Origin of the sequence: Micromonospora sp. 15K316, from assembly GCF_004348525.1 — a bacterium.
Classification (GTDB): domain Bacteria; phylum Actinomycetota; class Actinomycetes; order Mycobacteriales; family Micromonosporaceae; genus Micromonospora.
The window spans coordinates 1-11228 of record NZ_SMKG01000199.1; the positions used below are offsets into that span (position 1 = coordinate 1).

At 69.7% G+C, this 11228-nt stretch carries 12 protein-coding genes and 1 pseudogene; 12 read left to right on the forward strand and 1 reads right to left on the reverse strand.

Annotation, left to right across the window (positions count from 1 at the left end; genetic code table 11):
• The 11 genes from E1211_RS25870 to E1211_RS25920 all read left to right on the forward strand — a co-directional run.
• On the forward strand, positions 1–256 hold a 256-nt coding region (locus E1211_RS25870), incomplete at its 5' end, for a PASTA domain-containing protein (protein WP_132351795.1).
• Between the two features lie 143 nt (positions 257–399).
• Positions 400–1104, forward strand: coding sequence for a hypothetical protein (locus E1211_RS25875; RefSeq protein WP_132351797.1), 705 nt, complete (start codon positions 400–402; stop codon positions 1102–1104).
• 3 nt (positions 1105–1107) lie between these two features.
• Positions 1108–1818, forward strand: a complete 711-nt coding sequence (locus tag E1211_RS25880; RefSeq protein WP_132351799.1) for a hypothetical protein — start codon at positions 1108–1110, stop codon at positions 1816–1818.
• Complete coding sequence (locus tag E1211_RS25885) at positions 1818–2633, forward strand: hypothetical protein (protein ID WP_132351801.1); 816 nt, start codon at positions 1818–1820, stop codon at positions 2631–2633. Before E1211_RS25880 ends, E1211_RS25885 begins: the two co-directional genes overlap by 1 nt.
• Positions 2624–3208, forward strand: coding sequence for a hypothetical protein (locus tag E1211_RS25890; RefSeq protein WP_132351803.1), 585 nt, complete (start codon positions 2624–2626; stop codon positions 3206–3208). Before E1211_RS25885 ends, E1211_RS25890 begins: the two co-directional genes overlap by 10 nt.
• Before the next feature lie 12 nt (positions 3209–3220).
• The gene (locus tag E1211_RS25895; protein WP_132351805.1) at positions 3221–3598 is read left to right on the forward strand and encodes a hypothetical protein; all 378 of its coding nucleotides are present in this window, start codon (positions 3221–3223) and stop codon (positions 3596–3598) included.
• Positions 3599–3691: 93 nt separating this feature from the next.
• Positions 3692–4123 (forward strand): hypothetical protein, encoded by a 432-nt coding sequence (locus tag E1211_RS25900; RefSeq protein ID WP_132351807.1) that lies wholly within the window; start codon positions 3692–3694, stop codon positions 4121–4123.
• A 29-nt stretch (positions 4124–4152) separates the two neighbouring features.
• A complete protein-coding gene (locus E1211_RS25905; RefSeq protein ID WP_207915514.1) occupies positions 4153–4344 on the forward strand; it encodes a hypothetical protein in 192 nt (63 codons plus the stop codon).
• Between the two features lie 121 nt (positions 4345–4465).
• The gene (locus E1211_RS25910; protein WP_132351811.1) at positions 4466–7714 is read left to right on the forward strand and encodes a hypothetical protein; all 3249 of its coding nucleotides are present in this window, start codon (positions 4466–4468) and stop codon (positions 7712–7714) included.
• Positions 7715–7721: 7 nt separating this feature from the next.
• Positions 7722–9026, forward strand: coding sequence for a hypothetical protein (locus E1211_RS25915; RefSeq protein WP_132351813.1), 1305 nt, complete (start codon positions 7722–7724; stop codon positions 9024–9026).
• A gap of 43 nt (positions 9027–9069) precedes the next feature.
• Complete coding sequence (locus E1211_RS25920) at positions 9070–10044, forward strand: hypothetical protein (RefSeq protein WP_132351815.1); 975 nt, start codon at positions 9070–9072, stop codon at positions 10042–10044.
• Positions 10045–10344: 300 nt separating this feature from the next.
• Here the strand turns inward: E1211_RS25920 and E1211_RS32730 are convergent, their stop codons facing one another.
• Positions 10345–10503, reverse strand: coding sequence for a hypothetical protein (locus E1211_RS32730; protein ID WP_165947348.1), 159 nt, complete (start codon positions 10501–10503; stop codon positions 10345–10347).
• Between the two features lie 96 nt (positions 10504–10599).
• On the opposite strand from E1211_RS32730, the pseudogene E1211_RS25930 reads away from it, so the two are divergent.
• Positions 10600–11228, forward strand: a pseudogene (locus E1211_RS25930) (hypothetical protein); the annotation flags it as partial.

Sequence of the window (11228 nt, forward strand, 5' to 3'; positions counted from 1 at the left end):
CGCCCCGGCCACCCCAGCCGCACCCCCGGCGCCCGCGAAAATCACCATGCCGAACCTCAAGGGACTCAACGCCGCCGTCGCCGACGACAAGCTGCGTAAACTCGGCTTCACGAACATCCAGTACGGCAGCGCCGACGAAAACGACACCCTCGTCCTCATGTTGGCGAACTGGACGGTGACGAAGCAGTCCGCGAAGGCCGGAACCAAGCTCGCCGCCGACGACCTCATCGTGGTCACCTGCACCAAACAGAACTAGCCCGAACCCGGAAGCCCCGGCACCTCGACGGTAGGTGCCGGGGCTTCGTCGCACCTCACCACCAGCCCCGGCGGATAGACTTCCCCTAACGCCGCTGGTTCTGGGCCGGGCTCCACACACACTCGTGGAGGAGTCCCCCGGCAATGTCCTGCCCGCTGATCAGCAACGCCAACACGATCCGCGTCACCCGGGTCGACGCCTGCGGCCGGCCCGTCTGCGGCCCCGACAATGCGTACGTGTTCGACTGCTTCGCCAGCCTCGACATGGAAGCCAACGTCGAGGAGGGCGAGACGATCCAGTTCAAGGCCGCGAACGGCCGGGTCTGCGCCAGCAAAAAGCAATGCGACTCGTTCCTCGGCTACAACACCACCCTCAACTTCTTCGCCGCCTCCCCGGAGCTGGTGGAGATCCTGACCACCGCCCCGGTCGTGTTCGACTACGCGGGCAAACCGATCGGCTGGGACGACTGCTCGATCCCCTGCCGCGCCGGGTTCGCCATCGAGCTGTGGGCCGACATCATCGGCGAGGACGTGTGCCCCGAGGAAGACACCGGCGAGGGCGTGTGGCAATACTTCCTGCTGCCGTGGATCAGCAACGGCCGGATCGGTGACCTGTCGCTCGGCGCGGAGGCCGTGTCGTTCACCCTCACCGGCGCGACCCGGGCCGGTGGACGGTGGGGCGTCGGCCCGTACGACGTGATGGCGCAGGACGCGGCTGGCACGCCAGGCCCGATGCTGGCCCCGCTGTCCGGCACCTGCCACCGCCGGACGTTCACCACCACGATCGCGCCTCCGGAGCCGTCCTGCGAGTACCAGCCCGTCGAGGGTGAGCTCTGCGAGGTCTCCTGACCCATGTGCCTGCCGGACATCGTGGTGCCGGTGCGGGTGGGGGCTGTCAACGAGCAGTTGCGGTACGCGCTGCGTTCGTGGGCGGCCCACCTGCCGCACCGGCACGTGTGGGTGGTTGGGTACCAGCCGCCGTGGCTGACCGGGGTGCGGCACCTGTCCACCCAGCAGGCCGGCCACACGAAGTACCGCAACACCACCACGGCGGTCCGGGCAGTGTGTGAGCACCCGGAGGTGTCCGACCCGTTCCTGCTGTGCAACGACGACTTCTTCGTCATGCAGCCGGTCGAGCGGATGCCGGTGCTGCACCGGGGGCCAGTGGCGGAGGTGGAGCGGTACTACGCCACCCGCGGCTCCGGGAAGTACCTGCGGGGCATGCGGGAGACACGGGACCTGCTCGCCGAGCTGGGGCACTCGGACCCGTTGTCGTACGAGCTGCACGTGCCGTTACCCGTCGACAAGGCGGGAATGCTGCGCGCGCTGGACGCGGGCCGGCATCTGGACGTGATCCATAAGCGGACGATGTACGGCAACCTCGCCGCGCTGGGCGGCACTCGGGCAGCGGATGTGAAGGTGCTCGGCCGGTCCGGCGCGTTCGACCGGGCGTCGCCGTTCCTGTCCACGATGGTCGACTCTTTCGCCCGCGGCGCCGTCGGGGCGTTCATTCGCGGCCGGTTCCCCGGACCGTCGCCGTACGAGCAGCCAGGGAGACGCTGATGGCCTTGCAGGCCGGCCCGTGTGAGCCGTGGCCGTTCGAGCCGTGCTGCTCGGTTGAGGGCCGGGACCAGGCCGACGTGGACCGGTGGCGGATGGTCGCCACGCAGATCCTGTGGGCGCTGTCCGGCCGGCGGTGGGGGCCGAGCTGCCCGGTCACGGTACGGCCCTGCCGGCGCTCCTGCGTCGAGCAACTACTGCCCGCCGGTTACGGCCTGTACGGCACCGTCGCCGGCCGGTGGATCCCCTACCTGGGTGCGGACGGGCTGTGGCGCAACGCCAGCGTGTGCGGGTGCGCGTCGTCGTGTTCGTGCACCCAGCTCTGCGAGGTGCGGCTGGACGCTCCCGTGCACGACGTGGTGGAGGTGCGGGTCGACGGGGTGGTGGTGCCGCCGGAGGCGTACCGCGTGGACTCCCCTGCCCTGCTCGTCCGCACCGACGGCGGCTGCTGGCCGGACTGCCAGGACATGACCGCCGACTGCGACGCCGAGGGGACCTTCTGCGTCACCTACCGGGTTGGGCTGCCGCTCGACGCGGCGGCCATCGCAGCGGTGTCCGCGCTGACCTGCCACCTGCTGCAAGGCTGCGGCGGGACGGGCGGGTCGTGCGGGTGCAAGGCCAACCCGAACATCACCCGCCTGCAACGGCAGGGCGTCGACATGGAGTTCGCCGACCCGACGCTGCTCTACGCGGACGGGCGCACCGGAATCCGTGAGGTTGACCTGTGGCTGATGGCGGTCAACCCCGACAGGTTGTCGCGGCCGTCGCGGGTGCTGTCCCCGGACCACCGGCCAGCGCGGAGGACGATATGGCCCTGACCGCGCTCGGCGTGCACGAGTTGGCGGAGCGGGTCCTCGCCTGCGTGTGCCAGGCCCTCGACGCGACCGCCGAAGAGGTGACCGGGCACCCGGGCTGCCCCTGCCGTGCCTGCGTAGTTCCTGGCGCGCCCGCCTGGGATTCGTGTGAGGACCCGTGCGACAACAGCGGCGGGCCGGGCGGTCAGCTGACCGTGCACGTGGCCCGCATCTTCCCGTCGCGGGAGTTCCCTGCCCCCGATCAGACGGTGCTCGGGTTGCGTGGCTGCACCCCGCCGTCCACGACGGCGGCGGAGCTGGTCGTGACGCTGCTGCGCTGCGCACCCGCCCCCACTGAGCACGGCTGCCCGCCGTCGTGCGAGGAGCTGGCCGCGACGGCGCGGATCGTGCACGTGGACGCGGCCACCGTCTTCAACGCGCTCATGTGCTGCCTGCCGTCGACTGGTGGCTGGCGGGGTCGCCGGTTCGTGATGGGTGAGCAGCGGATCGTCGGCCCGCAGGGTGGCTGTGTGGGGGTGGAGCAGCGGGTCATCGTGGCATTGCCCGGCTGCGGCCCGTGTCCGGGCGCGTCGAGCTGACCGGGGGGGCGGATGCCGGTCGAGGTGCGGATCAACGGGGCGCAGTGGCAGCGGGCGTTGCGGCGTCGCGGCGGCCCCGGAGACCGGTACGTGCGGCAGGTCGCCGCCCGGGCCGCGATAGTGGCGTCCGGCCTGGCCCCGGGCAGCGCGGGCCGGCAGATCACCGTCGAGGACGCGCCCAACCGGCGGGGTGCAGCGGTGGATGTGGTGTCAAACCACCCGGCGTCGGTGTTCCTGATCCGCGGTACCCGTCCTCACCTGATCCGGCCGCGGCGTCGGCGTGCTCTGCGGTTCGAGGCCGGCGGCCGGCAGGTGTTCGCCAAGCTCGTCCGGCACCCGGGCACGAAGGGATTCAACTACCTGCTTGAAGCGCTCCGGCGGGTGCTGTAGCCCGCAAGCCGGCGTGCTGTGCGGTTACCCTGCCAGTGACGCTGCCGCTGGTTGTGGGCCGGGCACGCCGCTCACAGGGGAAGGGGTCCACCCGTGGCCCGCAAATCGTTCACGATCCGCACCGAGCCACACGTCGCCGAGGTGGGAGACGTCGAGCTGCTGTTCCGACCCGAGGTCGACGGCGACGAGTTCCTGGACGGCTACGTCGAGTTGCAGGACGCGCAGAAGAAGCTCGGCGGGTCCGAGAAGGACCTGTCGCCGGAGGCGCTGCGCGAGGCGACCGCGGCTGTTCGGGCATTCCTGGCCCGGTGGATGCTGCCCGAGTCGCAGCAGGTGTACGCGACGATGCGGCTGCCGCAGCGTGTCGAGGCGTCTCTGCTGGAGTGGCTGATGGGTGAGGAGGTTTACGGGCAGGGGCGCCCCCCTACGTCACCCAGCGACTCCTCGCCTCGGCCGCCGAGTCCTGGGATTCGTGGGACGGGCAGCTCGCGCTCCAAGGCGTCGACCCCCGCTCGTGGACGCTGACGCGGCTGCTGAACGCCGCGGAGGCGGCGATGGACATGACCGCCGAGGACGACGCGGAGCGGGAACGGAACCGGGCCGCCCTGTACGCGCCGCCGCCGGAGCTTGCCCGCAGTGGCGGCGGACGCCGGACGGGTGTGAGCCGGTCGCAGGTGATGGACCTGATGGCGCGGGTGGCCGCCGAGGACGCCGCGCTCCAAGCTGGCCGGCGGCCCAGCCGGTGACGGAGGTGGAGGCGCACAGCCTCACGTGCACAGGAAGCCCCGCGTGACCCCCGGCCGATAGGCTGGACTCGCTGCCGCTGGTTGTGGGCCGGGCACCCTCTCACGTCGAGGAGTGCCCACGGTGGCCGACGAGCTGGAAGGCTCCGCCCGCATCCGGGTAGAGCTGGACGACACCGGCGTCGTCGCTGAGGCGACTGTGCTCGGCCGCCGTATCCAGCAGGCGTTGGACCGGTCCACCCGCGGTGCCGGGGAGCGTATCCGCCGGGACCTGCAACGGGCGTTGCGGGCAGCGATTCCGGTGCAGGTGCGGCCGGACACCACCGGGTTCGCGGCACGGGTGCGGGCCCTACTGCGCGGCCAGCAGGTGCCGGTGCGGCTCACCCCCAACCTGACGGGGTTCACCACCCAGGCGCGGGCCATGCTGCGCGGCCAGACAGTGCCGGTGCGGGTGGAGCCGTCCATCACCGGGTTCATCACCCGGCTGCGGGCGCTGCTGCGGGACCAGGCCGTCCCGGTGCGGGTGCTGCCCGACACGAAAGATTTCTTCCGGGTCCTGCGGCTGCTGGCGAAGTCGACACCACCGATCCAAGTGCGGGTGGTGCCGGACCTGTCGCAGGTGCAGGCACAACTGCGTCGCACCCGAGTCCCGAACATTCGGGTGGGTGTCGACGTGGATCGGTCAGCCGCGGACCGCGCCGGCCGGTCGCTGTCGGACTCGATCAGTAAGGCCACGAAGTCAGCGTCGAAGGCTGCGGCCACAGGGTTCGCGAAGTTCTTCGGCGGTGCCACCCTCGGCGCGCTCGGCCTGGTCTCCGCCCTGCAACAGGTGTCCCTCGCCGTCGCCGCGATCGCCCCCGTAGCCGCCGCTGGAGTAGCTGCGCTACCCGGTGCGCTACTTGCGGCGGCTGCGGCGGCTGGTGTCGTGCAGACCGCGCTGATCGGGGTGGGTGACGCGCTCGAAGCGGCGGTGTCTGGTGACGCCACCGAGTTCGCTGAGGCGATCCAAAACCTGGCCCCGTCGGCGCGGGAGTTCGCGACGGCTGTCCGCGAGGTCACCCGGGCGCTGACTCCGATGCAGCAGGCCATTCAGAACGTGTTCTTCGCTGGTCTGGACGCGCAGGTGACGCGGGTGGGTGCGGCGGTCCGGCTGTTGCGGGACGACGCCGTGTCGGTGGCGTTGGGGTTTAACCGGGCTACCTCGGATGTGTTGGCGTTCGCGTCGTCGGCGGCGGCGGTGGATGCGGTGCGGTCGTCGCTTCGTGGGGTGCGGGATTTCCTGGACCAGTTGCGGCCGGCGATCCAGCCGCTGTTGTTGGGGTTCGCGTCGCTGGCCGGGCAGGCAGGCCAGTTCGGTGGGGTGTTGGGTGGGTCTGTCGCTGACGCCCTGACTCGGTTCGGGGAGTTCCTGCAAAACGTTGACCTGCGGGCGGTGTTCGCTGCGGCGTTGCCGACGTTGCAGACCCTCGGCGAGTTGATGTCGAACGTGGGGTCGATTTCGTCGAGTGTGTTCGATGCGGTCGGCTCGGGCGGCGCTGGTCTGCTGGGTGTTTTGACGCAGTTGACGGGCATGCTTGCGGCGTTCTTGAACAGTGCGCAGGGGTCGGCCGCGTTGCAGTCCCTTGTGGGGGTGGTGAATGCCCTCGGGTCTGCCTTGAGTGGTGCGCTGCTGGCGGTTCTTCCGCAACTCGGGGCCGGGATTTCCGCCCTTGCGCCCGCTTTGACCCCTCTTGCGAATATTCTTTCGGAGGTTCTCGCTGCCGCGGCCCCGATTTTGCCGGTCGTCGGCCAGCTGGCGGCAATTCTCGCCGGAACATTGACGTCCGCGATTGTCCCCTTGGTCCCGCTGATCTCGTCCTTGGCGTCGATGTTGTCGGGAAATCTGGCGCAGGCGGCCCCCGTTCTCACCCAGCTCGGGGTCACCTTGGCGACGATCCTCGGCCCCGCCGCGGAACTTCTCACCGACCTTTTCACCCAACTCGCCCCGGTAACAGCCCAGTTGGGGGCGCAGATCGCCGCGCAACTCGTGCCGATTTTGCAGGAGATGGGGCCACTTTTCGCCGACACCCTCCGCTCCCTGCTTCCCCTCGTTCCCGCCTTGGTGTCCGTCGCCCCGGCCGCCCTGGAGATCGTGTCGTCGCTGACCCCGCTCGTCGAGCTGCTGGCGGTGCTGGTGTCGAACGCGCTTCGGACGGCGGCGCCGATCCTGGCGTTGGCGACGGCTTTGGGTGGCCTGGCCGCAGGGAACGTGGTCGCCCCGGCGTTGGAGGCGGTGGCGTCGGCCCTGTCGGCGGTCCTCACGCCCGTTTCGGCGGTCGCCGGGTGGCTGGCTCAGCTGGGGCCCCTGCTCACCGGGATCGACTGGTCGGGGATCGGGTCGGCGATCTCGGGTGGGTTCACGGCGGCGTGGCAGGCGGTCCTCGGGTTCTTCACCGGGTTGGGTGAGCGGATCGTCGCCCTGCCGGGGCTGATCGTGTCGGGGTTGGCCGCCCTGCCGGGGCTGCTCGTCGGTGCCCTGCAAGCGGCGTTCGATGCGGCGCTCGTCGCCGTCGGTGTGGCGATCGGTGTCATGCTGTTCACGTTCACGCAGCTACCGCAGCGGATCGGCACCGCCCTCGCCGCCCTGCCGGGCATCCTCGCGGGCGCGTTCACGGCGGCGTGGACGGCGGCCCGGAACGCGACAGTGACGGGCGTGCAGGCCGTGGTCGGGTTCGTGACCGCCCTGCCGGGCCGTATCGGGTCTGGGCTGGCCAGCCTCGGCGGGATCATCTCGGGTGCGTTCCGGTCTGCCCTGTCGGCGGGCCGGTCGGCGGCGGTGAACGGGTTCAACACGATCCTCGACTACATCCGGGGGATCCCGGGCCGGATCACGTCGTTTGCGGGCCGATTCTTGTCCGCCGGGCAGGCGTTGATCGGCCGGCTGGTGGACGGGCTGCGGCGGGTGCCGTCGCTGGGGTCGATCGGGTCGGCGATCGCGGACACCATCCGCAGTCAACTCAACCGGATCATCGGGGCGATCAACTCGGGTATCGGTCGGGTGGATGCGGTGCTGCCCGGCAGTCTGCCGCGGATTCCGCAGTTGGCGGATGGGGCGGTAGTGCGGAGGCGGATGTTGGCGGTGGTGGGTGAGGCCGGTGATGAGGTGGTGATCCCGCTGACCAGGCCGCGGCGGGCGCGGAAGCTTGCCGAGGAGTCGGGGTTGCTGGACATGCTTGCTGAGGGCAGTAGGCGGGCGCGGAGCGGCGGTGGTGACCGGTCGCGGGGCGAGGCGTCGTCTGACCGGTCGATCGTTTTCAACATCACCGAGGTTGGGGACGCGGAGGCCACCGCGCAGCGCGTCATGAACCGGATCGCATTCGGAACGGGGCTGTGAGCCGGCGATGCTGAACGAGTACCTCCTGCTGGAGGCCACCGAGATTTTCAACGGGGCCCGCCTAGAGGCTTACCTGGACAGCGTCGGTTCGCCGCTGGACACGCACGGCTTGTGTGGCTGCCCCACTCTCACCGCCGAAGTTCTCGGCGACGCCCCGTACACCACCCCCGCCGAGGACAACGCACCCTGGTACGACCCTGACGTTCCCGAGTCAGCGGACTTCGCGGGGCTGATGGTGTTGTCCATCGACGGGTTGGATGACCATCCGGTCACCCGGCAGGTGACCACCGCTGTGGCCGGTGGCGCCGCGTTGGGGCCGGCGAGGGTGCAGCCCCGCACGATCGTCGTCACCGCACTTCTGCTGGGGGCGTCGTGTTGCGCGGTGGACTACGGGCTGCGGTGGCTCGCGCAGGCCCTGTCCGGCTGCACCGGGGAGAGCTGCGGCGGGGACTGCCTCACCTTGTACAACTGCTGCCCGCCCGAGGGTGCCACCGCCGCCGAGTTTGAGCGGCACCGCCGCACGCTGCGCCGTGTCGCTCTCGTTGATGGGCCGACGGTGGTGGCCCGTAACGGCGACGGCTGCACCAGCGGCACGTGCAGTGTCGGCTCGGACATTCTGACGGTCGAGTTCACGTTGGTCGCGGCGACACCGTGGATGTGGACTGACCCGGTGCCGGTGTTGGAGATGCCGGTCCCGTCGGACGACAACACCGGCTGCGTGCAGTGGTGTGTCCACGACGGTGATGGGGAGTGCGGCACGTGCCGACTGGCGGGGTGCGCGGATCCGACAGCGGCGTGTGGTAGCCCGTCATGTCGGGTGCCGGCTCCGCCGCAGCCACCCGCCCCGACCACGTGTTTCTGTAAGTCGTTGGCGGTGAACAGTGTCGGCTACGACCTTGACTTGTCGGATTGGCCGCGCTGGTTCGGTGCCGCTCCGATCATCGACGTGTCGGCGGGAAGCGCGGATCTGCATCGGGTGACGGTGACGTTGTTCGAACGCACTCAGGAGCATGACGGTTTGTCGTGTGAGGAGATGGCGGAGTTGGAACGCTGCAACCCGCATTCCGTGTATGAGGTGGCGTTCGTGCCGGCCGGGGGGACCGTCACTTTGGATGGGCAGGTTGGTCGGGCGTTGGTGGAGTGCGGGGGCCGGTGTGAGCGGTCGCGGGATGTGTATGGCCGTGATGGGGGGCCGTTGGCGTTTCCGTTGTTGGACTGCGCCGAGTACTGCGTGATTGTGGAAGCGGACGCGATCATGCCGGTGGCTGAGGATGCGACGGTGACGGTGTCGCTGTCGGGTCGCGGATACTGACCGGGGGTGTGTCGTGCCTGTCGGCTGCGGTAGTCACAGCGCGATGGTGGTGGATAGAAGCGGCAGTGTTGTGTCGTCCGCTGATGTGCTCGTCGAGGTGGAGTGGACGCGGGTCCTCGACGATGTGTCGACCGCCCGGGTGTTCATCGAACCTGACGGGGATTGCTGCGAACGGCTCGACGGGGTGCGGTCGTGGCGGCACAAACTGGTGATTTGGCGTGACGGGCATCCGGTGTGGGAAGGCCCCATCGTTGATGTGGATTGGCGTACCACCGGTGTCGAGATTCAGGCTGTGGATGTGCTCGGCTGGCTGGACCGGCGGGTGCCGCACCAGGATATTCGGTTCGATGGCCGGGATTTAGCGGACATCGCTGCGTGGCTTATCGAGGACGGGTTCGCGCCCGACGATCCCGGCCATGATGTGGTGGTGGTTGGTGCGACCCGGATTTTGGGTGACCGCGAGTACGAGCAGGACCGGGGGCAGACCGGTGACCATCTGCGGAAGCTCGCGGAAACGGGCGTGGATTTCACGGCGGTCGGGTCGCGGATCCTGATCATGCCGGAGGACCACTGTGAGCGGGTGGGGTCGTTGACGGATGCGGATTTCCCGGCTGGCCTGTCGGTTGCGGAAGACGGGGCGTCGTTGGGTACCCGCTGGGTGGTGTGGGGTGACGACGATGTGAAGGGTGTGGCTGGCGGCGTTGACCCGTATTACGGGTTGTTGGAACGGTCGGTGGAGGAAACCTCGATCTTGGATGACTTGTCCGCGGGGGCTGCGGCCCGGTCACGGTTGCGGGGGTCGTCGCCGGCGCCGGTGTTTGTGGATTCGCAGCAGGTGACGTTGTCGCCGGATGCGGCGGTGGATGTTCCGTCGTTGGTGCCGGGCTGGTGTGTGGATGTGACGACGACGGCGACGTGTCGGAGGGTCGGGCAGTCGTTGAAGATTGTGGGTGTGAAGGTGACGGAGAACGGTTCGGGTGAGTCGGTGGCGGTGCAGTTGGCTCCGTCGGGGGTGTAGACGGTGGGGGTGCGTGGGTCGGCGGCGCGTAGGTCGCCGCATGGGTCGTTGGCGGGTGTGTTACGTGATTTGGGTCAGCGGGCTCGGGTTGCGGAGTCTGGTGGGCGGGTGGGGCGTGTTGGGCCGCCGGGTCCGCCGGGTGATCGGGGTCCGGCTGGTTTGCCGGGTGAGCCGGGCGAGCGGGGTGAACCCGGACCGCCAGGACCGTCACCTACCGCCGCGGTCGTCACCACCGGCGCTGACGGCCGCGCCACCTGGACGTACCCGCAACCATCCGCCGCGCCGCCGGTCATCGGCGCGTTACCGCTCGACCCGAACGTCGGCGACGACACCACTCTCACCGTCGCGCTCGAACAGGTCACGGCCACCCACGCCGTCGTGCGGGTGTGGCGCACCCGGCAACTCCTTGGCCTTGGTCTGCTGCCGTCGATACCAGCTGGTGCGGGCGTGACCGTTCATCTCACCGCAACGCCGACCGCCGGCGGTTAGGCTTCCCCTCAGCCGCTGGTTATGGGCCGGGCTGACCTTCCCCCTCTCCCTGGTGAGGTGTCAGCTGTGGCTAACGCATGCGTGTGCGGCGAATACTTCAACGTCAACAACGGCGAGTTGTGTCTCAACCCGGGCACGTTGGGGCTACGTGAACGGATCATCTACGACGAGCCGGGTGTCTACCAGTTCGTCAAAGCCGACTACCCGTGGCTGGCTCGCGTGCAGGTGCAGGTGCAGGGCGGAGGCGGCGGGTCAGCTGGCGCGATCGCCGATGCGGGGGAACTGATCGCCCGACCTGGGGCACCGGCCGGAGCGTGGGCGCAGTCCCTCATCGACGTGGCGCTACTCGGCGCCACCGAAACCATCGTGGTCGGTGCGGGTGGCACGGGCGGGGTTGGGAACAACGACGGCGGACCCGGCGGCGCCAGTTCGTTTGGTGGTCTCGTACTGGCCGAGGGTGGACCTGGGGGGCCGGTCAGCATGCTTTCGGGAACCGAACTGGAAACCGCCCGCGGTCCCGAGGGCGCGACGAACGGTATCGGGGACCTGGTTATCGGCGGCGGCGGTTCCGGTGGGGCGTTGCGGCTCAACGCCACCCGCGGTTTATCCGGGCAGGGTGGTGACAGTGTCCTCGGTAGGGGCGGCAACGAGATCAGGCAGAACGGGCCGGGGAACCCGCCGACGGGGTGGGGGGC

Bases quoted from the DNA above. Each gene is read 5' to 3' on its own strand.
- E1211_RS25880 (WP_132351799.1), top strand. From the start codon at position 1,108: ATGTGCCTGCCGGACATCGTGGTGCCGGTGCGGGTGGGGGCTGTCAAC.
- E1211_RS25920 (WP_132351815.1), top strand. From the start codon at position 9,070: ATGGTGGTGGATAGAAGCGGCAGTGTTGTGTCGTCCGCTGATGTGCTC.
- E1211_RS25905 (WP_207915514.1), top strand. From the start codon at position 4,153: ATGGACATGACCGCCGAGGACGACGCGGAGCGGGAACGGAACCGGGCC.
- E1211_RS25885 (WP_132351801.1), top strand. From the start codon at position 1,818: ATGGCCTTGCAGGCCGGCCCGTGTGAGCCGTGGCCGTTCGAGCCGTGC.
- E1211_RS25915 (WP_132351813.1), top strand. From the start codon at position 7,722: ATGCTGAACGAGTACCTCCTGCTGGAGGCCACCGAGATTTTCAACGGG.
- E1211_RS25875 (WP_132351797.1), top strand. From the start codon at position 400: ATGTCCTGCCCGCTGATCAGCAACGCCAACACGATCCGCGTCACCCGG.
- E1211_RS32730 (WP_165947348.1), bottom strand. From the start codon at position 10,503: ATGAACGGTCACGCCCGCACCAGCTGGTATCGACGGCAGCAGACCAAG.
- E1211_RS25890 (WP_132351803.1), top strand. From the start codon at position 2,624: ATGGCCCTGACCGCGCTCGGCGTGCACGAGTTGGCGGAGCGGGTCCTC.
- E1211_RS25895 (WP_132351805.1), top strand. From the start codon at position 3,221: ATGCCGGTCGAGGTGCGGATCAACGGGGCGCAGTGGCAGCGGGCGTTG.